The following is a 22,586-nucleotide window of genomic DNA, read 5'->3' on the forward strand; positions in this document are numbered from 1 at the left end:
AGCAATGGCCCTCGCCACCAAATGCCCCCATTGCAACACGATATTTCGGGTCGCTGCTGACCAGTTGAAGTTACGTGGGGGCATCGTGCGCTGTGGCACGTGCAGGGAAGTGTTTGACGGCAATGCCGCGCTGGTCGATCCAGCCGCGGCATCGCCGTTTTTAACCTCCGCCCCCGGCACTGCCGCCCCGCTGCCGACCGATTATCCGCTTGACGCCAGCCTGCCGTCCGCCACGGACGACGAACCCATTTATTCCCTCGACTTCGACACCTCGTTCGACCCGTTCGGCATCCTGCCGGAAACGGCGCAGCTCAAGGACGATGAAGACGATGGCGAGCACATCGAGCTGGACCTCGACGTGGTCCTGCCCGAAGAGGCGCCTGCCGCCGAACCACTCGACATACCGCTCGACATACCTGAACCTGATGCAACACTGGTAAAAGCACCGGAAGCACTGCCCGAACCACCGTTGCCGCAGCCGATGGCGCCCTTCAAGCGCCGCCAGGTCGATGACGCGCCCGCCTTCGCCACGTATCTGCGCGACAGCCGCCGCGAACCGAATCTGGAAACTGGCGCCGCACCGGTGCTGCCCGCGGCCGAAAAAGTCAGCCTGGACAAGCCCGCGCCCGCGCGCCGGGAGCCGACGCTGGCCGACCATTCCTTCACGCCGCTACCCGCCGCACCCATCGCGCCGGAAGCAGCCGAAGAGCAGCAAGTCCCCGTCCAGTCGCCAGCCGACGACGAGCCGGCCTTTGTGACCCTGGGCCGGCGCCGCGAACAGAGCGGCAAGGCCTTGCGCGTCGCCATGGCCGCCGGCTCCGTGGTGCTGCTGCTTTTGTTGTTCCTGCAAGTAATGACCACCTTCCGCAATCCGCTGGCGGCGCAATTTCCGCAGTGGAAGCCGACCCTGGTCACGCTGTGCAAGCTCAGTGGCTGCCAGGTCGACTTGCCGGCGCAGATCGAGGCGCTGGCCATCGAGCAAGGCGAGTTGCAGACCATCAAGGAGCACACCTTTTCCTATGTCTCGCTGCTGCGCAACCAGAGCCGCAGCGTGCAAGCCTGGCCCAGCATCGAACTGATCCTCAACGACGCCAACGACAAGCCCGTCTTGCGCCGCGTGATCGCGCCGCGCGACTATCTGCCGGCCACGGTCGACGTGAGCAAGGGCTTTGCGCCGCGCTCGGAACAAACCATCAAACTGTACTTTGCATTAGACCAGCTCACGGCGTCTGGCTACCATATCGCCATCTTTTACCCTTAACCGACACTATCATGACCAAAACATCGCTGATCTGCGGCTCGCTTGCCACCGACACCATCATGCAATTCCCTGGCCGCTTCGGCGAATCCCTGCTGGCCGACCAGTTGCACAAGGTGAACGTCTCCTTCCTCGTGCCTACCATGCGCACGGAGTTCGGCGGCTGCTCGGGCAACATCGCCTACAGCCTGAAAATGCTGGGCGGCGACCCGCGCATCGTCGGCGTCATGGGCCAGGATAGCGCTGCCTACCTGGAACGCCTGCAGAAGCTGGGCATTTCCACCGCCAACATCCTGATCAAGGCCGACAGCTACAACGCGCAGTGCTTCGTCACGGCCGACGCGGACAATAACCAGATCAATGCCTTCCACCCGGGCGCCATGTCGTTTGCGCATGAAAACCCGATCGCCAATGCGGGCCCGGCCAAGGTCGCCATCATTTCGCCGGACGGCGATCAGGGCATGCTCAAGCACGCCGCCGACCTGGCCGAACTGGGCATCCCCTTCATGTTCGATCCGGGCCAGCAGTTGCCACGTTTCAATGGCGAACAGTTGATCGACTTCATCAACAAAGCGACTTACGTATCGGCCAACGATTATGAAATGGAAATGTTGATGGAACGCACGGGATTGACCCTGCCGGACATCGCCAGCCGCCTGGAAGCGCTGATCGTCACGCGTGGCGAAAAAGGATCGGAAATCTATACGGACGGCAAGCGCATCGACATTCCTGTCGTGACCGCCAAGGAAGTGCTGGACCCGACCGGTTGCGGCGACGCCTACCGTGCCGGCTTGCTGTTCGGCATCACCAACGACCTGGGCTGGGAAACCAGCGGCCGCCTGGCCAGCCTGCTGGGCGCCATCAAGATCGCCACCCAGGGCGCGCAAAACCATGTGTTTACGCCAGAGAGCATCGCCGATCAGTTCGAAGCGGCGTTTGGTTACCGCTATTAATATGTAACCCGGTCGGCTTGCGCCCAAGCGCCAAGCCGACCTTCTCGCTTTACCTCAGTACAATAATCATCCCCACCAGCACCTGCGCGATCTGCAGCAGGATCAAAGCCACCAGCAGCGACAAATCCAGGCTACCGACCAGCGGCACCACCTTGCGTATCGGACGCAGCAGCGGCTCGTTCAGGGCGCGTACAAACGGCGCCAGCGGCGCATGCGGGTTGACCCAGCTGAAGATGGCTTCGATGATCAGCAAGGCCATGAAACCGTAGAGTATCCATTGCAGGAAGCGTTGCAGCGACTTGAGCAGCACCACTTCGACGGGAGCGCCGGTAATAAACAGCACCGAGCTGGCCAGCAGAACGATCAGGAAGGCGCCGATCAGGCTGGCCCAGTCATACCCGCCCACGCCCGGCACTACGCGGCGCAGGGGGCGCACCAGCCAGTCGGACAATTGAAACGTGAATTGTGCCACCGACGAGGGCGGCCGCACGCGCACCGCCTGCATCCAGAAGCGCAGCAGCAACACGCCGCCCAGCAAGGTGGCGATGGTATCAACGATCAATGTAAGGATAACGATCAGCACGACTAATTCTCCAAAAAAAAACCGCTGTGTGATTGAGTCACACAGCGGCGTGTTGCCTCATCCAGGCACCCGTATCGCAGGAATTACGATGGGCGGGTGCTGGTTGGGAATGGCCAGGCTGCAGCCGGTGCCAACACGGTTTTTGCTACAGGTGCGATAGGCGCCGATGGCTTGGCGACAGGAGCTGCCTTCTTCGGTGCGGCCTTTTTAGGCGCGGCCTTCTTGGCGGCTGGCTTGGCTGCCACGGCGGCTGGTGCCGCTGGAGCTGCTGCCGGCGCTGCTGCTGGTGCGGCTGCCACGACTGGCGCTGCGGCTGGCTTGGCGGCAGGTTTCGCTGCTGCTTTCGCTGCTGGCTTGGCTGCAGCTTTTGCTGCTGGCTTGGCTGCTACCTTGGCCGCTGGCTTGGCTGCAGGTTTTGCTGCAACCTTGGCGGCAGGTTTCGCTGCTGCTTTGGCTGCCGGCTTGGCTGCTGGCTTCGCTGCTGCCTTGGCTGCCGGCTTGGCTGCTGCCTTTGCTGCCGGCTTCGCTGCTACCTTGGCGGCTGGCTTCGCTGCTACCTTGGCGGCTGGCTTGGCTGCTGCTTTTGCGGCTGGCTTCGCTGCTACCTTGGTGGCTGGCTTGGCTGCCGCTTTTGCTGCTGGCTTCGCTGCTACCTTGGCGGCTGGCTTGGCTGCCGCTTTTGCGGCTGGCTTCGCTGCTGCCTTGGCGGCTGGCTTCGCTGCAGCTTTTGCTGCTGGCTTGGCGACGACTTTTTTCGCTGCTGGCTTGGCAGCTGCTTTGGCGGCAGGTTTCGCTGCGGCTTTTTTCACTGCTGGCTTGGCTGCAGCTTTTGCTGCTGGCTTAGCTGCTGGCTTGGCTGCTGCTTTGGCGGCCGGCTTGGCTGCTGGCTTTGCTGCGGCTTTTTTCGCTGCTGGCTTGACTGCTGCCTTGGCGGCCGGTTTGGCTGCTGCCTTGGCTGCAGGTTTCGCTGCGGCTTTTTTCACTGCTGGCTTGGCTGCAGCTTTTGCTGCTGGCTTCGCTGCTGCTTTGGCGGCTGGTTTTGCTGCGGCTTTTGCTGCTGGCTTGGCGGCCGGTTTGGCTGCGGCTTTTTTCGCGACAGGCTTGGCTGCTGCCTTGGCGGCAGGTTTCGCTGCGGCTTTCGCTGCTGGCTTGGCTGCCGGTTTCGCTGCTGCCTTGGCCGCTGGTTTCGCTGCGGCTTTCGCTACTGGCTTGGCAGCCACTTTTGCCGCAGGCTTGGCTGCTGCTTTGGCGGCTGGTTTTGCTGCTGGTTTCGCTGCGGCCTTGGCAGCTGGTTTAGCGACTGGTTTAGCGGCAACCGTCTTCGCTGCGGCTGCCGGCTTCTTCGCGGCAGGAGCAGCCTTGGCGGCTGGTTTCTTTACTTCTGATTTCTTAGCGGCTGTTGCCATTTGTCTCTCCTTCATCTGAGATGAGAAATTTAAGCTACAAGATTTAAACCCGTCCGACCCACCACAGGGATAGGCCAGGCGAATTATTCATCGGCACAAACGGTCGTTTGCGCTAATGAATTCGGCACCAGCTGAACTGCTGCAACTCCTCACGTTTGCAGCACTTCAGCCATCGTCGGTGCCACCCTGCTTTATCTCGCAGCTGGTGGCAAAGTCTGAATTCGGTCATTCGTTTTCGATGCCGTGCGTTTTTTCGCTCCTCGCATCGCGCTCGCCACAACACCGTTGCGTCAAATAAAAAACCGCCATGCCTGAAAAAATTCGGGCACGGCGGCAGACGAAAACGGTGTGGTTTTGTGCATATCCGTGTAAATCTGTATCCCTGTTTTGCGAGGTTTTTTCGCTACCGCGCTGGTTAAAAAACCCCGCATTCTAACGCTCGCATTTGCAATCTCATAAAGTACACGAAAACCTTGTCAATGCGCAACCGGCACGACACGTTTTCGCCCGCTTTTTTGCACGATACGCGTGCTATCGCACAATCGCGCGGCAAATGCCGCCGCCAGCGTCTCCGGAAATGATTTTTTGGGTTCGTGATACGGCCATTCGCGGCAGCCGAAAATCGTGGCGCAAGCGTCGCCGCATGACCCGATGATGGACGCATTTTTCTGCCGCCATGCACGCAAAAAAAAAGCGCCGTCACGATGACGGCGCTTCTTGTCGTTGACTGAAAAAGGATTACTCCCAGTTCAGCGCACCACCCGTTTGGTACTCGGTCACGCGCGTCTCGAAGAAGTTACGTTCCTTCTTCATGTCGATCATTTCGCTCATCCACGGGAATGGATTTTCTTCCTGGGCGAACAGCGGCTCGATGCCGATCTGCTGCGCGCGGCGGTTGGCGATGAAGCGCAAATAGCCCTTGAACATCGGCGCATTCAGACCCAGCACGCCGCGCGGCATGGTGTCTTCCGCGTATGCGTATTCCAGTTCCACGGCCTGCATGAACAACACTTTAATCTCTTCGCGGAATTCGGCCGTCCACAGCTGCGGGTTTTCCATCTTGATCGTGTTGATCAAGTCGATGCCGAAGTTGCAGTGCATCGATTCGTCGCGCAGGATGTACTGGTACTGCTCGGCCGCGCCCATCATCTTGTTCTGGCGGCCCAGCGCCAGGATCTGCGTGAAGCCGACGTAGAAGAACAGGCCTTCCATCAGACAGGCAAACACGATCAGGGATTTCAACAGCTTCTGGTCGTTTTCCACCGTGCCGGTGACGAACGCCGGGTCGGTCAGCGTGTTGATGAACGGGATCAGGAATTCATCCTTGTCGCGGATCGACTTGACTTCGTTGTAGGCGTTGAATATCTCGCCTTCGTCCAGGCCCAGCGATTCGACGATGTACTGATAGGCGTGCGTGTGGATCGCTTCCTCGAACGCCTGGCGCAGCAGGTACTGGCGGCATTCCGGCGCCGTGATGTGGCGGTAGGTGCCCAGCACGATGTTGTTGGCGGCCAGCGAGTCGGCCGTCACGAAGAAGCCCAGGTTGCGCTTGACCAGGCGGCGCTCGTCGTCCGTCAGGCCGTTCGGGTTTTTCCACAGCTCGATATCGCGCTGCATGTTCACTTCCTGCGGCATCCAGTGGTTGGCGCAACCGGCCAGGTATTTGTCCCACGCCCATTTGTACTTGAACGGCACCAGCTGGTTGACGTCCGTCTTGCCGTTGATGATGCGCTTGTCGTCGGCATTCACGCGGCGCGCCACTTGCTCGGCGTTCGCTTCGGACGGCTCGGCACCTGCCGGCAGGTTCAATTCGGTATTACCCAGTGGCGCTTGCTGCGCCGGACGCGGCACAGCTGCAGACGTGGTTTCATCATCCCATGACAACGACATATTCTTCTTCCTTTCCATGCCGGCGAGCCGGCGATCCGCAACAGGCCCGTTGAATCGGACAATACGGACATTGACAACATTGAATCAGCCCAGAAGTACTGGGCTGACAACTAAAATCTTACTGGCAGGCTTCGCATTCTTCAAAGCCGTCATCACCCGGACGCAGGTAGCAGGCTTCGCCATCAGCGTCGTCCGCTGCCGCTGCCGCCACTGGCGCCACGGCCACCGCTGCTGCCGCCACGACGGCTGCCTGGGCGCTGGTTTGTGCACTTTGGGCGCTGGCCGACATGCCGCCATCGACTGCCACGGCGTTCAGGGCGCCCGTCTTGGAGGTCGATTTCTCCATGTGGGTAGCGGCGATGGTACGCAGGTAGTAGGTGGTTTTCAGGCCACGCAGCCATGCCAGCTTGTAGGTCTCGTCGAGTTTCTTGCCCGAGGCGCCAGCCATGTAGATGTTCAGCGACTGGGCCTGGTCGATCCACTTCTGGCGACGCGAAGCCGCTTCCACCAGCCAGCTTGGCGACACTTCGAAGGCGGTAGCGTAGATGTCGCGCAGGTCTTGCGGGATGCGGTCGATCTTCACCAGCGAGCCGTCGAAGTACTTCAGGTCGGAGATCATGACTTCATCCCACAGGTCGCGCGCCTTCAGGTCGCGCACCAGGTAGCCGTTGATCTCGGTGAATTCGCCCGACAGGTTCGATTTCACGTACAGGTTCTGGAACGTCGGCTCGATACAGGCCGACACGCCGATGATGTTCGAAATCGTCGCCGTCGGGGCGATCGCCACGCAGTTCGAGTTGCGCATGCCGAACTTGGCGATGCGTTCGCGCACCGGGGTCCAGTCCATGGCCGACGAGGAATCGACTTCCAGGTAGCCGCCGCGCTCTTCGGCCAGCAGTTTGACCGAGTCCTGCGGCAGGATGCCGCGGTCCCACAGCGAACCGGCATACGATTCATAGCGGCCACGCTCTTCGGCCAGTTCCGTCGACGCCAGGTAGGCGTAGTAGCAGACGGCTTCCATCGAGGTGTCGGCGAACGACACGGCGGCGTCCGAGGCGAACGGGATGCGCATCATGTGCAGGCAGTCCTGGAAGCCCATCACGCCCATGCCGACCGGACGGTGGCGCATGTTCGAATTGCGCGCCTTCTCGACGGCGTAGTAATTGATGTCGATGACGTTGTCGAGCATGCGCATGGCGGTGCGCACGGTCTTGGCCAGCTTGACGTGATCGAGCTTGCCTTCCTTCATGTGCGCCGGCATGTTGACGGAACCGAGGTTGCAGACGGCGATTTCGTCAGGGCCCGTGTTCAGCGTGATTTCCGTGCACAGGTTCGAGCTGTGGACGACGCCGACGTGCGACTGCGGGCTGCGGATGTTGCAAGGATCCTTGAACGTGATCCATGGGTGGCCCGTTTCAAACAGCATCGACAGCATCTTGCGCCACAGGTCCAGCGCGGCGATCTTCTTGAAGACGCGGATTTCGCCGGCGGCGGCCTTGGCTTCGTAGCCCAGGTAAGCCTGCTCAAAGGCCTTGCCGACCTTGTCGTGCAGGTCTGGCGTGTCCGATGGCGAGAACAGGGTCCAGTCGCCTTTTTCCATGACGCGCTTCATGAACATGTCGGGAATCCAGTTCGCCGTGTTCATGTCGTGCGTGCGGCGGCGGTCGTCGCCCGTGTTCTTGCGCAGGTCGAGGAATTCCTCGATGTCCATGTGCCAGGTTTCCAGGTAGGCGCAGACGGCGCCCTTGCGCTTGCCGCCCTGGTTGACTGCCACGGCCGTGTCATTGACCACTTTCAGGAACGGCACCACGCCTTGCGACTTGCCGTTGGTGCCCTTGATGTGGGCGCCCAGGGCGCGCACTGGCGTCCAGTCGTTGCCCAGGCCGCCGGCGAACTTGGCCAGCAATGCGTTGTCCTTGATGGCGTCGTAGATGCCTTCCAGGTCATCCGAGACGGTGCTCAGGTAGCACGACGACAGCTGCGAGCGCAGGGTGCCCGAGTTGAACAGGGTCGGGGTCGAGCTCATGAAGTCGAACGAGGACAGCAGGCTGTAGAACTCGATGGCGCGCGCTTCGCGGTCCGCTTCGTTCAGCGCCAGGCCCATGGCCACGCGCATGTAGAACGCTTGCGGCATTTCGATGCGCACGTCCTGGATGTGCAGGAAGTAGCGGTCGTACAGGGTTTGCAGGCCGATGTAGCCGAACTGCAAGTCGCGGTCGGCGACGATGGCTTTGGCCAGGCGCTCCAGGTCGAAACTGGCAAGTACCGGGTTCAGCAGCTCGGCGGCGATACCCTTGGCGATGTATTGCGGGAAATATGTCAGGTATTCGGCGGCAGCGGCCGCTTGCGGCACTTCCTTGCCGAACACTTCCTTGCGCACCGTGTGCAGCAGGATGCGGGCCGTGACCTGGCTGTAGGCCGGGTCTTTTTCCATCAGCGCGCGCGCCGCCAGGATGGCCGACTTGTGCAGCTCTTCGACAGGCACGCCGTCGTACAGGTTTTTCACCGTTTCAGCCAGGATGGCGTCGGCATCGACGTGCTTTTCCAGGCCGGCGCAGGCGGCGTTGATCAGGTCGCGTACTTCCTGCATGTCCAGCAGGCGGCGCACGCCGTTGTCGGTGACGTTCAGCTGGGGCGCGGTCACTTGCGCGGAAGCGCCCAGCGCTTCCTTCTGCAGGCGGCGCTCTTCCATGTGCTTGGCGCGGTACAGCACGTAGGCACGCGCCACGTCGTGCTCGCCCGAACGCATCAGCGACAGTTCCACCTGGTCTTGCACGTCTTCGATATGGAAGGTGCCGCCGCCCGGATGGCGGCGCACCAGCGCGGCGACGACGCCGTCGGTCAGCTGTTCCACCAGTTCGCGGATGCGTGCCGAGGCTGCGCCCTGGCCGCCGTTAACGGCCAAAAACGCCTTGGTCATGGCGATGGCGATCTTCGAAGGCTCAAATGCCACCACCGCGCCGTTGCGGCGGATGATGCGATAGTCGCCCAATGCCGCGCCCGTGCTCGCCACGCTGTTGGCCGCGCCTGGCGCTGGCGATACTGGCGTTGGATGGATGGAAATATCTTGTGGTGATTGCATTGAAGCTCCCGTTGTCAGCTAAAGTCAGCCTGCAGTTTTGCTGCCGCGTGTGTTGTTGAATAGAACGCCCGATGGTCAGGGTTTCTTCAGGTATTTGTTGCTAAATAGTAAATTAATAATGCATAAAACAGTGTCAGAATCCATCTCGCCACACCGCACTGCCCGGCTGGCGCGAAACACGATCAAGGGTGGTGAACCGCCAGTTCCAGTGCTTTATCAGCAATCCGGGTAGCTTTGACAATAATTCTGAAAACGTCTGTGATGGCACTACATATAGTCTTTACGTCCAACTTCTGCACTAATTGTAGTGCCCATCGAAGGGCGATGCAATAGTTTTCCGGCATCCGTCGGCGTAATTTTTTGTATTTTCATATACGATTTCGGTTGACTTTTCAGGGTATGGATGGAAAGCCCAATCCCCGCGAAGTAAGCGCTAACGCAGGCTGCCCGCGCAAGGTTTCCAACCAGCACTCTTGGTAAAAAGACCAGTCGAAAAATGGCCCCGGATCCGTCTTCCTTCCCGGCGCGATATGCTCGTGGCCGCGCACCTGCGACAAGCCGTAGCGCGCCACCAGCGCCGCCGTCAACGCCGCCAGCACATGGTATTGCCGCCGCTGGAAGGGTACATCGTCCGCGCCTTCCATTTCGATACCGATGGAATAGCCATTGCACTGCGGGCGTCCTTCGAAGGTGGACGCGCCCGCATGCCAGGCACGTTGATCAGCAGAAACATATTGCAGCAGCGCACCATCGCGCCGCACAAAAAAGTGCGCCGACACCTGCAAGCCACGCAGGTCGGCGAAAGAAGGATCGGCATTATAATCTACCCGGCCCGTAAACAAGTCCGACACATGCGGCCCGCCGAAGTGGCCGCCCGGCAAGCTGATGTTATGGATCACCAGCAAGTCGACTTGCACCCCGTCCGGGCGCGCGTCGTGGTGCGGCGAGTCGTAGCGCAGCGCGCCGTCGCACCAGCCGTCTTCATCTATCGTCCATGCGCGCATCAAGTAGGCTTTCCTGTATCGTCAATTTCTGCATGCGGTAACGCAACTGGCGCACGCTCAGGCCCAGCTGGCGCGCCGCCCGTGCGCGGTGGTAGCGCGCCTGCACCAGCGCCAGCATGATCATGTCGCGCTCGGCCTGGCGCAAATACACGTCCAGCGGCAGGACGGGGGCCACGCCATGCGCCGCCATGCCGGGCAGGCACAGTTGCCGTTCCGGCAAGGCCGGCAGTGCCGGCGCCGCCTGCAAGGGCATGCTGCCAGCAACGGACGGCAAGGCCAGTCCGTCAAGCGCGATCACGCCGCCGTCGGCAAAGGCCAGTGCCCGCTCCAGCACGTTTTCCAGTTCGCGCACATTGCCGGGAAACGCATACGCGGCCAAGGCCGCCAGCACCGGCGGCGCCAGGCTCACTGTCCGGCGTGGCGACAGGCGCGCGAGGATCACCTCACATAATACCTGCAGATCGCCGCGCCGCTCGCGCAGCGGCGGCAGCGCCAGCTCGATCACATGCAGACGGTAAAACAGATCCTGGCGAAACGTGCCGGCGGCCACGCCGCGCGCCAGGCCATGCTGGCTGGCGCACAGGATGCGCACGTCGATGGCCTCATCGCTGCTGCCGCCCAGCTTGCGCACGCGGCGCTCCTGCAGCACGCGCAGCAGCTTGACCTGCATGGCCAGCGGCAGGTCGTCGACTTCGTCAAGCAGCAGGCTGCCGCCGTGGGCCGCCTGGAACAAACCCTGGCGCTCGTGCAGCGCGCCCGTATAGGCGCCCGGGCGGCAGCCGAAGAATTCCGCTTCCATCAGCGCTTCGGGAATGGCGCCGCAGTTGACGGCGATAAACGGGAAGCTGGCACGCGTGCCCTGCGCATGAATGGCGCGCGCCGCCAGTTCCTTGCCCGTGCCCGATTCGCCACGGATGGCCACCGGCGCGCCGCAGCGGGCGATGCGGCCGATCTGCGCGCGCAGCGCCTGCATGGGCAGCGAGTTGCCGCTCAGTTGAGGCGCCGGCGGCATGCCGGCGACAGGAAGCTGGCTGGGACTGGGACGGGGGCTTGGACTTGACATGGGGAGCGCGCCTTTCCGCAATGGCGGCGACGAACCGCCTCATGCAGATGCTACGCCGGACGGATGCCGGACGACGTTACGATACGGCTGAGCAACGCGCGCGACCCTGCCGACCGGCCCTTACACCGTGGCGTGCGCGTGGCTGCAGTAGTCGTGGCCCTTGGCCTGCACGTTTTCCGAGGCCGGGTAATACACGCCGCAATGGGCGCAGCACAGCATCAGCTCGGCATCCGGCAATTCCTGCGGCCGCGCGGGCGACGCATACGGATTGGGCTGCTGTTGCTGCTGCGCGCGGGCCCGCTGCTGCATGCCACGGATCTTGCTGCGGATAGCAAACAGCACCAGGAACACCAGCGCCAGCCAGAATAAAACACGTGTCATGCGAATCCTCGGTGTAAAACCACTTCCAGTACAAAACGGCTGCCGACATAGGCCAGCAACAAGGTGGCGAAACCGGCCAGGGTAAAGCTCAGGGCCGTCTTGCCGCGCCAGCCGCGAAAGCGCCGGCCTGCCAGCAGCGAGGCAAACAGCAGCCACGACAGCATGGTAAACACGGATTTGTGATCCCAGTTCAGGGCCTTGCCAAACAGTTGTTCAGAAAATACGATGCCCGACAGCACGGTCAGGCTGAGCAAAATAAAACCCAGGCCGATCATGCGGAACAGCAGCTTTTCCATCGTCAGCAGGGCCGGCAGCTGGTCCAGCGCCGTGCCGATGAAGCCGCGGCTTTCGCTGCGCGTATGCAAGCGCGATTCCTGCAGCGCCATCAGCACGGCGTGAAAGGCGGCAATCGTCAGGGTGCTGTAGGCGAGCACGGCGACGGCAATATGCCAGCCGAAGACGGCCGACTTGCCTTCCATGTTGACCTGGCTGCCAGGAAAGGCCCAGGCCAGGCCGATGGCGAGGACGGCGCTGGGCATGACCATGCGGCGCAGTCCGTCCAGACTGAAATTGCGGTTCTCTATCCAGTAGGCGCCCACCGACACCCACAGCGCGGCCGACAGCATGGCGGAAAAACCGAAGCGCAAGGTGCCCGGCGCCATCAGGTCGAACCACAGGGTGGCGGCGTGCGCCAGCCAGGCGACGCCGGTCAGGCCGGCAATGAGCCGGGCACGGGACGAAGGAAGCACCGCGCACGCCGCGTACAACAGGGCGGCGATGAAAAAGAAATAGATCTGCATAGTTTAAGTTTACACCATAGCCGGCAAGCGCGATTCAGGCGACAGCCCGGGTGACAGGCACGACGCCGCCATCCAATGCCGCAAGCCTGCCATGATATCGCGCCTGAGGCATGACGGGGTGGCGCACCCTCAAGATTTCGGCAATCTTTCCTGCGGCGCACGGTCGCCGCGCCGCAGCCACGTTGCCATCCCGATGAGCCAGTCCTATAATTATGTCCACATAGCAATATTTATCCACCCTTACGCCACGTCCTCTCGCCATGTCTTTTCGAAAATTGTCCTGGACCTGCCTCCTGCTGGCCGCCTGCACTCTATTAAGCGGCTGCATGAAAGACGCGCCTTCCCAATCCACGTACGAGGAATACTTCCGTACGTCCATCCAGAGCTATGACCTGTACAAGGAATACTTCGACATCGCGAAACTGGAAAAGCTGAATGGCTGGAAAGAAAACGAACAGTACGAAATCAAGGGCTCGGCCGTCCTGCGCGCCAAGGTGGGCTACCTGGAATTGCTGGCCGACGTGGCCAACAAGCTCGAGGCGGAGGCGAAGACGGATGGCTCCGTGGGCATGACCATGGGCCTGGGCCTGATGGCGCGCAGCATGGGCGGCGAAAACAAGGTTTTCCGCGAATTCTGGGTACAGCAGCAGGAAAAGAAAGCGATCCCCGCGCCCCTGCTGGCCCGCCAGGCGGCGATGACGGCCGAGCGTTTCGAGAACCTGCTGCAGTGGTCTGACCAGATCGTGCAAGACAATTACGGCGCCATCATCAACCGCCAGCTGAAGAAAGGCGATGAGCTGACCCGCATCTACACGCTGAGCTTCCGCCAGACGGAGAAGGGCTGGATGGGTTTTAACGCCCGCTAAGGCCACCCTTCCATAAAAAAACCTCCGCGCCATCTGAACTGACCCCAAATAGTTGGACGGTTTAGTTTATTTACTAGGTGGACAAGGGCTGAGTTCTGTATTGCACAGGACTCAGCCCTTTTAATTTGAGCTTGATACGCTCGTGATTATAGTAGTGGATGTACTGTTTGATGCCACGCTGCAATTCATCGACACTGCTGAACTTGTTCAGGTAGAAGAACTCCGTCTTGAGCACGGCAAAGAAGCTTTCCATGGCTGCGTTGTCGAGGCAGTTTCCCTTACGGGACATGCTTTGCTCCACACCCTTATCGCGCAGCATTTTCTGGTGTAGTGGTCAACCCATCCCGGACACTATGTTAAGTTTTTCTTCGACGACGGCCGGTGCCAGTCCCTGGTTGAACTGATGCGGCCGTATCCAGTTATACCGGTGCATCAGGTAATGGCTGATGTCCCGTTGTGCTTCTTGTGCCGTCATGTAACCTGTTGACGGCAGCCATTCCGTTTTGAAGCTACGGAACAGTCGTTCCATAGGTGAGTTATCCCAACAATTTCCCCGACGGCTCATACTCTGCCGTATCCGGTAGCGCCACAAGCGCTGACGGAATTTTCGGCTGGCGTACTGACTGCCCTGATCCGAATGGAACAGCAGTCCCTGCGGTCGACCACGCTGCTCGTAGGCCATTTCCAGCGCTTGCACAACAAGGTCGGCGTCGGGCCGTAGTGAGAATGCCCAGCCCACGGCTCGGCGAGCGAACAGATCCAACACCACAGCCAAGTAATACCATCGCCCCTGCGCCCAAACATAGGTGATATCGCCGCACCAGACCTGATTTGGCGCCTCCACCGTGAACTCTCGGTTGAGATGATTCGGAATGTCGACACGCTCCACCGTGGCCTGCTTGTAGGCGTGCTTGCCAGGTTGCTTGCAGACCAGCCCCAACTCCTCCATCAGGCGACTAACTTTGAAGCGGCCAATGGCCGTGCCTTCCTCGCGCATCATGTCCATGATACTACGGCTCCCCGCTGAACTTCGGCTCTCAACGAACAGTTCGTGCACGCGGCTACGTAATGCCATGCGCTCAACATCAATGTGTCGCACGCGCTCCCGATGTGCATACAGGCATGACCGCGCGACATCGAACACCGCGCAAATCAACTCGATTGATTCGTCACCACAAATCTGATCGATTACCTGGTACGTTCTATCCCTTCCGACATCAAGAGCGCGGTAGCCTTTTTTAAAATGGATTTCTCCCGCTCAAGACGTTCAATGCGCGCCTCTAGTTCCTGTATTCGCTGCTGATCCGGCGTGATCGCCTTGCCCTGTGGCGTGACGCCTTGTCGCTCCAATTGAAGCTCCTGAACCCAGCGGCGCATTAGCGATTCTCCGACGCCAATCGACCGGCTGGCCTCCACGTGGCTGTATCCCTGATCCAATACCAAGCATGCTGCCTGCTGCTTGAACTCAGGGGAAAATGTACGTCTTTGCTTGCTCATCAAACACCTCTCCATGGCGAGCATTCTCGCCTAAATTGGTGTCCGGGTACATTAAACCACTACAATACCACCGCTATGATAGCAGCGCTCCCAGGCAGGGATGCAAGAGGGACTACGGATATTGAATACCGCCGCGGTCTGACGATAGGAGAGCTGGTTGGCCCACATGTGCTCGAGCACCTGCAACCGTCGCTCGGCCGGGCAGTGGCTAAACTTTTTGCTTAAGCCAGCCTGTCCGTGCAGGTTAAATAAATGAAGCCATTGCCGAACCATGGCATGATCCAGACCATGTTGCCGGGCGATTGTTTGGACTCCTGCCTCACCCCGCATGCATTGCTGAACCACATCCAGCTTGAACTGCGTACTATGCTTAGCCATAGAAAAACCCCGAAAGTTGGTGTCCAACTTTCGGGGTTCAGTTCAATCGCTGGTGCGGAGGTTTTTTTCATGGCTGCCTGATTTACTTCACGTTCAGGCTCTTTTTCGCCTGCTCCAGCAAGTCCGTCTTGACCCAGTCCTTGGCCACGGGCGGTTTCGTCATGCGGCCCACGCCCGTTTTCACCATCACGTCGGTGGTGATCTGGATATGCTCGGGCGAGATGTCATATGAATACGGCGAATTGCTGATCGCGTCGTCGAAGTCATCCTTCGTGATCTGGCCGCGGAACACCACTTCACGCACATACTTTTCCGCCGTCGCCTTGTTGTCGATAAAGGTCTTGGTGGCTTCGACGAAGCAGCGCATGAATTTTTCCGCCACGGGACGGCGTTCCTTGTAAAACTTTTCCGTCATCACCATGGTCCGCACGGGTTCGCCGATCGGCGTGTCGTACGGCTTGATGACTTCGGTGCCGAAGCCCTTGTTGATGGCCTGCGACGACTGCGGTTCCGACTGCATCATGGCGTCGATATTCTTGCCCATCAGCGCCTGGTTCAAGTCGGCGTAGGCGAGGAACACCAGTTGCACATCCTTGCCCTTGGTTTCGGAATACGTCAGGCCCGCCTGCGACAGCTCGGCCAGCAGCAGCACTTCCTGGATGCCGCCGCGCGTCACGCCCACGCGCTTACCCTTGAGTTCCTTGACGCTGGTAATTTTTTGCCCCGCACCCGCCACCAGGCGCGCGCCGCCCTTGGCAAAACCGGCTACCACGTAGATCGGGGCACCGCCGGCGCGGCCGGAAATGGCCGCTTCGGACGCCGTCGCGCCCACGTCCAGCTCGCCCGCGATAATCGCCTGCATCACGTCAAGGCCCTTGGCGAAGATATGCTCTTCAACCTTGATGCCGCACTTGGGCGCGATTTCCTTGATGTACGACACGGCGCCGTAATGGGCGAATTTCAGATTACCCAGGCGCACGACTTCCTGCGCCTGCGCCTGCACGGCGCCCATGCCGAAGGCCAGCACGAGGGCGGCGGCGATACCGCTCTTCAAGCTCACTTTGTTCAAGGTTGATTTTTTCTGCATCGGGTTCTCCTGTGGTGGTTGGTGTGTGCCCGCAAGGGCACGCGAATCACTGCTTTTATTATCAGGAGATAGTACCGCGTGTTGGAGCCAGGGCAACATTTTTTTGCCCTGGCCAGCCCATCCTGCTTAAAACGTGGCGCGCAGGGTCAGGCTCGCATTGCGTGGCGCGCCATACCAGTTGCCGCCCCCCGTGTAGCCCGTCTTTTCATAGTAGCGCTTGTCGAAGACGTTATTGACGTTCAGGGCCAGCGACCAGCGGGGATCGATGCGGTACTGCGCCAGCGCGCTCCAGACGGCATAGCCGCCCTGCGTAAACTGGAAGTCCTGCTCGCCGCCATCGCGCGTGACCACCGTGCCGCTCGTGTAGTTGGCGCTCTGGATGGCGACATTGCCGCCCACCTTCCAGGCCGACCAGGCGCCAGGCAAGGTGTACGCCGTCGACAGCTTGAACAGATGCTTGGGCGTGATGCTGCTGAAAGGCAAGCCCGTGCTGTCATTCTTGCTGTGGTTAAAAGTATAGCCGGCGGCGGCCTGCAAGCCGGGCAAGAGTTCGCCGCCCACTTCCATATCCACGCCGCGGCTGGTCACCTTGCCCTGCGGCAAATAGCAGCAATTGCCAGCATACAGGTCGGTTTCTTCCGGATAGCCAGGGTCAAGCACGGCCTCGCCACTGCGTTCGACATGGAACAGGCTGAAGGTGGCATTCAGGCGGCCCTCAAGCAATTCGCCCTTGAGGCCGCCTTCATAGCTCTTGCCCGTGATGGGCTTGAGCGAGGTGCCCGGCACTGGCCCCGCCTTGTACAGCGCCTGCGGCTTGAAGATGGCGGAATAGCTGGCATACGCCGACCACTGTGGATTGAGGTCGTAAATGATGCCGCCATACGGCGTCAGCTTGGTCGGCTCGCTGAAGCGGCTGTCCGAATCGGGCGACCAGCTTCCCGTGTCGCCGTCCAGGGATGCCACGTATTGCTTGAACTTGTAGCGAGCCAGGCGCGCACCCAGCACCACGTGCAGCTGGTCGCTGGGATGCAGGCGCACGGTGCCGTAAGCGCCATACTGTTCCTGCTCCCATGGATGGAAACGGTACCAGACAGGGCCATTATCGCCACCCGCCCAGGGCGTGGCATCGGGATCGAAGGGATTGGCCGGCGTGATGCCCGCCCCCGTCTGCCGGGCCGAATCCCAGTAGCTCGTGACCTTCTGCCGGTCGGCCCCCAGCAGCAACTCATGCGTGCGTCCCAGCAGCTTGAAATTGCCCGTCAGATTCAGATCCAGCACATTCTGGTGATTCCAGGCATTGTTGCGCGTACCGGCCCACACGACGCCGTCACTGCCGCCGGGCTGCACGGCGCCCGTGGTAAACGTGCCGCGCCCCTTGGCGCTCTGCTCGACATGGCTGACATTCAATTTCAGCTTCCAGCCAGTGGAAAAACGGTGTTCAAGCTGGGCAAATAGTTCCGTGACCTCGTTGTCGACGTAGCCCCAGGGCTGGCTCAGGTTGGTCGAGCGCGGCAAGTGCACATCTGCGCCGTCCGCATAACGGGGCAAGCCGGAACCACTGCCAGTCGTATCGCGCTTGCCATGCGAACCGCCCACGGTCAATAGCGATCCCGTGGGCAGGTCCGCTTCCAGCACACCATACACGAGTGCCTTTTCCGTGCGAAAGTGGCGCATGAAGGAGCCATCATTTTCATACATGGCCACCACCCGCCCGCGCAGCCGCCCGTCGTCAGTGAGTGGGCCCGTGGCGTCGATGTCGGCGCGATAATTGCTCCAGCTGCCCGCCGACAAGCCGGCCGTCAGCTGCCGGTGCTCGAGCGGTTTCTTGCGCGCCAGGTTGATGATGCCGCCGGGATCGCCGGCACCGGCCAGCAGGCCGGACGCGCCGCGCATCACCTCGACCCGGTCGTACATCGCCATGTCCTGGATTGCCGTCGCGGTGTAGCTGCCGATATTGAAGGGCGCGCCGCCATCGATCTGCATGCTGTCGATCTGGAAGCCCCGTGAGTAGAAATTATAGGCGTGGCCGTTTACGCGCTGCAAAGTGATGCCCGGCGTCAGCGCCATGGCGCCACCGATATCCTTGACGTCCTGGTCATCGAGCTGCTGGCGCGTCACCACCGACACCGACTGGGGAATCTCGCGAAATGACTGGTCCGTCTTCGACGCGATGCTGGTGACGCGGCTCGTGTAGGAAGCCGTTCCTTCCGTGCTGCCATCGGCGGCGCGGCGCGCGCGCACGCGGATCGCGGCCAGGGTTTGTTCGCCGGCGGCGCTGGCAGCGGTGGCAGAGGTGGCAGAGGTGGCGGGCAGCGCTTTTTGCAAGGTGTAGCTGCCGTCGCTGCGGCCGGTGATTTCCAGGCCGCTGCCGGCCAGCAGGTGCGCAAGCGCTGCGCGCGGGGTATAGCTGCCGCTCAGCGCGGGACTGCTCAGCCCCGCCGTCAGGGCTGGATCGAAGGACAGGGCGATGCCCGCTTCGACAGCCACGGTGGAGAGATTGCGGCCCAGGGGGCCGGCCGGCAGTTCAATGCTGCGCGCGGCGGGCGCGTCGAGCGACACCGCATGGGCCGGTGCCGCCATGGCCAGCATGGCAAGGTGGACGGAGAGAAAAACGATGGAACGGAGGGGGGCGGCGGGCATGACGTTTCCTTTACATGGCAATGGGATCTTCCTCCCCTTGCCAGCCCGGCGCGAAAAAAGTGTCAGGTTTCTTCAACTATTTATTCTGGCGCATCCAGGGTGACCCAGTAGCCGCCAAGACGCGTGCGCGCCGCCACGGGATAGGTCGACACCAGCATCACCAGCGCCGCATCCGTATCCGTGATGGGGAAGGCGCCCGAGACGCGCACATTGGCCACGCGGGGATCGCAGCGCACGATGCCGGGCCGGTAGCGGCCCAGTTCCAGCGCGAAGTCGTGCAGGCGCATGGCGTCGGCCAGCAGCATGCCGCGCTGCCACGCCAGCGCGCCGCCGTCCAGCGCTCGCGGTTCGCCGATGGCCGCCGCCGTGAAGTCCACCTGCGAACCCTCCGCAATGATGTGCTGCGCACCGCTGCGCGCCTGCACGCGCACGCGGCTTTCCCGCACGGCCAGCGCCGTCTGGCCGTCTTCCTGGCGCACGGAAAACACCGTGCCCAGCGCTTCGAGGCGGCCTTCGGCAGTGGCGACGAAGAAGGGGCGGCGCTGCGCATCGGGCGCGGTGTGCACGGCGATTTCACCGCGCCGCAGGGTCAGCAGGCGCTGCGCGCCATCGAATTGCACGTCCAGAGTGGTGGCCGTGTTGAGGCTGATGCGGCTGCCATCAGCCAGCACGATGTCGCGCCGCTCGCCCGTCGTCGTCTGGTAGTCATGGCGCCAGCCCTGCTGCTCCATCAGCAGCCAGGCGCCGGGCACCACGGCCAGCAAGGCCGCCAGTTTCAGCAGCGCGGCGCGGCGCGCCAAGGTTCTCGATGCGCGGGACCGGTCCAGCGCCGGCATGGCCAGCTCCGGCGGCAGGCCACCCAGCTTGCCCAGCAGCGCCTCGGCACGCTGCCAGGCGCGCGCATGTTCCGGGTCGCTCGCGCGCCAGCGTTCGCATTCGCGCCGCTGCTGCGCGCTGGCCGCGCCCGAGTGCAGTTGCATCAGCCAGTCAGCCGCCTGTTCGAGCACGCGCGGATCGATGGGAACGCGGGCGCCCAAGCTAGTCGCCATCGAGCCGCAGGCACGCCAGGAACGCCTGCTTCATATAGCGCTTCACGCTGGCCAGCGACACGTCCAGCCGCGCGGCGATGGCGTCATACGTCAACCCTTCCAGCTGCGACAGCAGAAAGGCGCGCCGCACGGCGGCCGGCAGGGAATCGAGCATGGCGTCGACCTGGTGCAGGGTTTCCAGGATCAGCAATTGGTCTTCGCATGAAGGCGCTTGCGCTTCGGGCAGCAGGGCGATGGCGTCAAGATAGGCGCGTTCGAGCGCCTGGCGCTGGTACCAGTTGATCAGGATGCCGCGCGCCACCGTCGTCAGGTAGGCGCGCGGCTGGCTGATGGCGCCGAGATCGCGCCGCGCCAGGATGCGGATGAAGGTGTCGTGCGCCAGGTCGGCCGCGTCGGCGGCATTGCCCAGCTTGTAGCGCAACCAGCCATGCAGCCAGCCGTGGTGCTGCTGGTACAGCGCCCCGGCGGCATGCGTGGGAGAAGAGTGGTCTTGCTGTAGGGCGAAGTCGGCGGCCGACATGGGCATCCTTTCCTGTCAGGCGCCTGGCACCAATGCAAATAAGAATTATTCTCATTTTAGCCGAAACAACAACGCCGGCGCCATGCCTGGCCGCGATGGCAGGCATTGCACCGGCGTTTTTACAACAGCCGGCCTTACTGGCCAGCCAGCGCCACGACCGGGTCGAGTCCCGACGCCTTGCGCGCCGGCATGAAGCCAAACACCAGCCCCGTCACCACGGCGCAGGCGAATGCGCCGGCGATGGCGCTCAGGGAAAAAATCACCGGCACGTCCCATACCAGCAGCAAACCGGCCACCGTCACGCCGACCACGATGCCGGCCACGCCGCCCACCACCGACACCAGCACGGCTTCCGTGAGGAACTGGCGCAGGATGTCGCGCCGGCGCGCGCCCGTCGCCATGCGGATGCCGATTTCGCGCGTGCGCTCACGCACCGTCATCAGCATCACGTTCATGACGCCGATGCCGCCCACCACCAGCGAGACGGCCGCGATCAGGCTGAGCATCATGGTCATGTTGTCCTGCGTCTTCGCTTCGGCGGCGATCGAGGCGGCCGCGTTGCTGATGCCGTAGTCGCGGATGCGGTGGCGCTCGAACATGGTGGCGTCGACCGCCGCCTCCACCTCCGTCACGCGCTTCACATCAGCCACCGCCATGACGGTGTACGTCGGCTCGCGCTGGCCGAAGACGCGGATGCCGGCCGTGGAAAACGGCAGCAGCAGCACGTCGTCTTCATCCTTCTCGCCCGTCAGCGCACCCTTCGCGCTCATCACCCCGATCACCTGGAAAGGCACATTGCCGATCAGGATATTCTGCCCCACGGGATTGGCCACGTCGGGCATCAGTTTTTCCGCCAGGTGCGCGCCCAGCACGGCCACGGTGGCCATCTCGCGCTCGTCTTCCTCGGTAAAGAAGCCGCCCTTGGCCACGGGCCAGGTCTGGATCTGCGGCAGGGCCGGCCCCGTGCCGCGCACATAGGTCTGCACGTCGAGGTTACCGTGGCGTATCACCTTGTTGCCCGTGACATTCGGCAGCACGTGGGTGATGCCCGGCACGTCCTTGAGCGCATCGAGGTCGGCCAGGGTGATGCTGCGTCCCGGAATGCGCGAGCTTTCGCCGCGCGACGCCATGTACAGCAAGTTTGAACCGAAGGCGCCCAATTGGGCCATCACCTGCTGGCGTGTGCCCAGGCCGATGGCCAGCATGACGATGACCGAGGCGACGCCGATGACGATGCCGAGCAAGGTCAAGCCTGTGCGGAAGCGGTTGATCCACAGCACACGCCATGCCGCGCGCGCCGCGTCGAGCAATTCCGTGCCCAGCGAGGCCCCCGTGTCATGCGCGGCGCGCGACATGTCCAGCGGCGGCAAGGCCGTCGACGTGGCGGGAATGGCGATGGCGCCCGAGTCTTCGACGATTTCGCCATCACTGATCTCGATCACGCGGCGCGCTTGGGCCGCCACCTTGCGGTCATGCGTGATGAGGATGATGGTGTGGCCCGCGTCGGCCAGTTCGCCCAGCAGGGCCATGACTTCGGCGCCGCTGCTGCTATCTAACGCCCCCGTCGGTTCATCGGCGAGGATGATGCGCCCGCCATTCATCAGCGCGCGCGCGATCGACACGCGCTGCTGCTGCCCGCCCGACAACTGGTTCGGCCGGTGATCGAGCCGTTCTCCCAGTCCCAGGCGCTTGAGCAGCGCTGCGGAACGCGCATGGCGGGCGGCGGCCGGCATGCCCGCGTACAGGGCCGGCACTTCCACGTTTTCGCGCGCCGATTCCGTGGCGATCAGGTGATAACCCTGGAAGACGAAGCCGAACGCTTCGCGCCGCAGCCACGCCAGTTCATCGGGGTTCAGGCTGGCCACGTCCTGGCCGGCGAAGCGGTACGTGCCGTCGCTGGGACGGTCCAGGCATCCGAGCAAATGCATCAGGGTCGACTTGCCGGAACCGGACGCGCCGACGATGGCGACGAATTCGCCGGCGCCAATCGACAAGGTCAGGCCGCGCAGTACTTCCACGGCCGGCGCGCCGTCATGGCCGCCGTAGCGCTTGCGGATGCCGGCAAGTTCAATCAAAGGAACCGGCTGGCCAGCTTCTACGGCTTGCCCCAGCGACGCGGCCTCGCTCAT

At 62.1% G+C, this 22,586-nt stretch carries 20 protein-coding genes and 1 pseudogene; 5 read left to right on the top strand and 16 right to left on the bottom strand.

Features of this window, described 5'->3' with window-relative positions; all coding sequences use genetic code 11:
* Positions 1-4: 4 nt before the first annotated feature.
* The gene (locus FG13_RS15060) at positions 5-1,261 is read left to right on the top strand and encodes a DUF3426 domain-containing protein (RefSeq protein WP_035822125.1); all 1,257 of its coding nucleotides are present in this window, start codon (positions 5-7) and stop codon (positions 1,259-1,261) included.
* Positions 1,262-1,272: 11 nt separating this feature from the next.
* Positions 1,273-2,211, top strand: a complete 939-nt coding sequence (locus tag FG13_RS15065) for a carbohydrate kinase family protein (RefSeq protein WP_034746615.1) — start codon at positions 1,273-1,275, stop codon at positions 2,209-2,211.
* A gap of 49 nt (positions 2,212-2,260) precedes the next feature.
* On the opposite strand, the gene FG13_RS15070 is transcribed toward FG13_RS15065, so the two are convergent.
* Positions 2,261-2,794, bottom strand: a complete 534-nt coding sequence (locus tag FG13_RS15070; RefSeq protein ID WP_035822131.1) for a YggT family protein — start codon at positions 2,792-2,794, stop codon at positions 2,261-2,263.
* Between the two features lie 253 nt (positions 2,795-3,047).
* Here FG13_RS15070 and FG13_RS30695 point away from each other — a divergent pair, with 253 nt between their 5' ends.
* Positions 3,048-3,638, top strand: a complete 591-nt coding sequence (locus FG13_RS30695; protein WP_051959095.1) for a hypothetical protein — start codon at positions 3,048-3,050, stop codon at positions 3,636-3,638.
* Between the two features lie 8 nt (positions 3,639-3,646).
* On the top strand, positions 3,647-4,219 hold the full coding sequence (locus tag FG13_RS30700; RefSeq protein WP_200880284.1) for a hypothetical protein: 573 nt from the start codon (positions 3,647-3,649) through the stop codon (positions 4,217-4,219).
* Between the two features lie 719 nt (positions 4,220-4,938).
* Here the strand turns inward: FG13_RS30700 and FG13_RS15085 are convergent.
* From FG13_RS15085 to FG13_RS15110, 6 genes are all read right to left on the bottom strand, one after another.
* Positions 4,939-6,090 (bottom strand): ribonucleotide-diphosphate reductase subunit beta, encoded by a 1,152-nt coding sequence (locus tag FG13_RS15085; protein WP_034746600.1) that lies wholly within the window; start codon positions 6,088-6,090, stop codon positions 4,939-4,941.
* A gap of 118 nt (positions 6,091-6,208) precedes the next feature.
* Complete coding sequence (locus FG13_RS15090) at positions 6,209-9,172, bottom strand: ribonucleoside-diphosphate reductase subunit alpha (RefSeq protein ID WP_035822133.1); 2,964 nt, start codon at positions 9,170-9,172, stop codon at positions 6,209-6,211.
* A gap of 392 nt (positions 9,173-9,564) precedes the next feature.
* Positions 9,565-10,176 carry a 1,6-anhydro-N-acetylmuramyl-L-alanine amidase AmpD gene (gene ampD / locus FG13_RS15095; protein WP_035822135.1) on the bottom strand — a complete coding sequence of 204 codons (612 nt, stop codon included), beginning with the start codon at positions 10,174-10,176 and terminating at the stop codon, positions 9,565-9,567.
* Positions 10,154-11,239 carry a sigma 54-interacting transcriptional regulator gene (locus tag FG13_RS15100; protein WP_081922592.1) on the bottom strand — a complete coding sequence of 362 codons (1,086 nt, stop codon included), beginning with the start codon at positions 11,237-11,239 and terminating at the stop codon, positions 10,154-10,156. Before FG13_RS15100 ends, ampD begins: the two co-directional genes overlap by 23 nt.
* 120 nt (positions 11,240-11,359) lie before the next feature.
* Positions 11,360-11,620, bottom strand: coding sequence for a PP0621 family protein (locus FG13_RS15105; protein WP_035822137.1), 261 nt, complete (start codon positions 11,618-11,620; stop codon positions 11,360-11,362).
* A complete protein-coding gene (locus FG13_RS15110) occupies positions 11,617-12,420 on the bottom strand; it encodes a cytochrome C assembly family protein (RefSeq protein WP_035822139.1) in 804 nt (267 codons plus the stop codon). Before FG13_RS15110 ends, FG13_RS15105 begins: the two co-directional genes overlap by 4 nt.
* Before the next feature lie 326 nt (positions 12,421-12,746).
* Here FG13_RS15110 and FG13_RS15120 point away from each other — a divergent pair, with 326 nt between their 5' ends.
* A complete protein-coding gene (locus tag FG13_RS15120) occupies positions 12,747-13,286 on the top strand; it encodes a hypothetical protein (RefSeq protein ID WP_035822144.1) in 540 nt (179 codons plus the stop codon).
* Between the two features lie 73 nt (positions 13,287-13,359).
* Here FG13_RS15120 and FG13_RS15125 read toward each other — a convergent pair.
* The 9 genes and pseudogenes from FG13_RS15125 to FG13_RS15165 all read right to left on the bottom strand — a co-directional run.
* Positions 13,360-13,602: pseudogene (locus FG13_RS15125) on the bottom strand (transposase); the annotation flags it as partial.
* Positions 13,603-13,620: 18 nt separating this feature from the next.
* Positions 13,621-14,783, bottom strand: a protein-coding gene (locus FG13_RS15130) for an IS3 family transposase (RefSeq protein ID WP_152598925.1) whose coding sequence is annotated in 2 segments (ribosomal slippage) — positions 13,621-14,528 and positions 14,528-14,783 — 1,164 coding nt in all. Because the reading frame shifts where the segments join, the coding sequence is not laid out codon by codon here.
* Positions 14,784-14,834: 51 nt separating this feature from the next.
* A complete protein-coding gene (locus FG13_RS31260) occupies positions 14,835-15,113 on the bottom strand; it encodes a helix-turn-helix domain-containing protein (protein ID WP_442905220.1) in 279 nt (92 codons plus the stop codon).
* A complete protein-coding gene (locus tag FG13_RS30940) occupies positions 15,005-15,232 on the bottom strand; it encodes a hypothetical protein (RefSeq protein WP_235211739.1) in 228 nt (75 codons plus the stop codon). Before FG13_RS30940 ends, FG13_RS31260 begins: the two co-directional genes overlap by 109 nt.
* Positions 15,233-15,243: 11 nt before the next feature.
* A complete protein-coding gene (locus FG13_RS15145) occupies positions 15,244-16,248 on the bottom strand; it encodes an ABC transporter substrate-binding protein (RefSeq protein WP_152598775.1) in 1,005 nt (334 codons plus the stop codon).
* A gap of 126 nt (positions 16,249-16,374) precedes the next feature.
* Positions 16,375-18,888, bottom strand: a complete 2,514-nt coding sequence (locus tag FG13_RS15150; protein WP_035822149.1) for a TonB-dependent siderophore receptor — start codon at positions 18,886-18,888, stop codon at positions 16,375-16,377.
* An 80-nt stretch (positions 18,889-18,968) separates the two neighbouring features.
* Positions 18,969-19,937: a FecR domain-containing protein gene (locus FG13_RS15155; RefSeq protein ID WP_035822151.1), complete on the bottom strand. Its 969-nt coding sequence runs from the start codon at positions 19,935-19,937 to the stop codon at positions 18,969-18,971.
* On the bottom strand, positions 19,927-20,457 hold the full coding sequence (locus FG13_RS15160) for a sigma-70 family RNA polymerase sigma factor (protein ID WP_081922819.1): 531 nt from the start codon (positions 20,455-20,457) through the stop codon (positions 19,927-19,929). Before FG13_RS15160 ends, FG13_RS15155 begins: the two co-directional genes overlap by 11 nt.
* Before the next feature lie 134 nt (positions 20,458-20,591).
* Entirely contained in the window at positions 20,592-22,586 is a 1,995-nt protein-coding gene (locus FG13_RS15165) for a MacB family efflux pump subunit (protein WP_051959102.1), read from the bottom strand.

The organism is Janthinobacterium sp. RA13, from assembly GCF_000745325.1.
GTDB lineage: Bacteria > Pseudomonadota > Gammaproteobacteria > Burkholderiales > Burkholderiaceae_D > Janthinobacterium > Janthinobacterium rivuli.

Bases quoted from the DNA above. Each gene is read 5' to 3' on its own strand.
- FG13_RS15150 (WP_035822149.1), bottom strand. From the start codon at position 18,888: ATGCCCGCCGCCCCCCTCCGTTCCATCGTTTTTCTCTCCGTCCACCTT.
- FG13_RS15090 (WP_035822133.1), bottom strand. From the start codon at position 9,172: ATGCAATCACCACAAGATATTTCCATCCATCCAACGCCAGTATCGCCA.
- FG13_RS15145 (WP_152598775.1), bottom strand. From the start codon at position 16,248: ATGCAGAAAAAATCAACCTTGAACAAAGTGAGCTTGAAGAGCGGTATC.
- FG13_RS15100 (WP_081922592.1), bottom strand. From the start codon at position 11,239: ATGTCAAGTCCAAGCCCCCGTCCCAGTCCCAGCCAGCTTCCTGTCGCC.
- FG13_RS15065 (WP_034746615.1), top strand. From the start codon at position 1,273: ATGACCAAAACATCGCTGATCTGCGGCTCGCTTGCCACCGACACCATC.
- FG13_RS15155 (WP_035822151.1), bottom strand. From the start codon at position 19,937: ATGGCGACTAGCTTGGGCGCCCGCGTTCCCATCGATCCGCGCGTGCTC.
- FG13_RS15060 (WP_035822125.1), top strand. From the start codon at position 5: ATGGCCCTCGCCACCAAATGCCCCCATTGCAACACGATATTTCGGGTC.
- FG13_RS15165 (WP_051959102.1), bottom strand. From the start codon at position 22,586: ATGAGCGAGGCCGCGTCGCTGGGGCAAGCCGTAGAAGCTGGCCAGCCG.
- FG13_RS15085 (WP_034746600.1), bottom strand. From the start codon at position 6,090: ATGTCGTTGTCATGGGATGATGAAACCACGTCTGCAGCTGTGCCGCGT.
- FG13_RS15160 (WP_081922819.1), bottom strand. From the start codon at position 20,457: ATGTCGGCCGCCGACTTCGCCCTACAGCAAGACCACTCTTCTCCCACG.
- FG13_RS31260 (WP_442905220.1), bottom strand. From the start codon at position 15,113: ATGCGGGGTGAGGCAGGAGTCCAAACAATCGCCCGGCAACATGGTCTG.
- FG13_RS15120 (WP_035822144.1), top strand. From the start codon at position 12,747: ATGAAAGACGCGCCTTCCCAATCCACGTACGAGGAATACTTCCGTACG.
- FG13_RS30940 (WP_235211739.1), bottom strand. From the start codon at position 15,232: ATGAAAAAAACCTCCGCACCAGCGATTGAACTGAACCCCGAAAGTTGG.
- ampD (WP_035822135.1), bottom strand. From the start codon at position 10,176: ATGCGCGCATGGACGATAGATGAAGACGGCTGGTGCGACGGCGCGCTG.
- FG13_RS15110 (WP_035822139.1), bottom strand. From the start codon at position 12,420: ATGCAGATCTATTTCTTTTTCATCGCCGCCCTGTTGTACGCGGCGTGC.
- FG13_RS15105 (WP_035822137.1), bottom strand. From the start codon at position 11,620: ATGACACGTGTTTTATTCTGGCTGGCGCTGGTGTTCCTGGTGCTGTTT.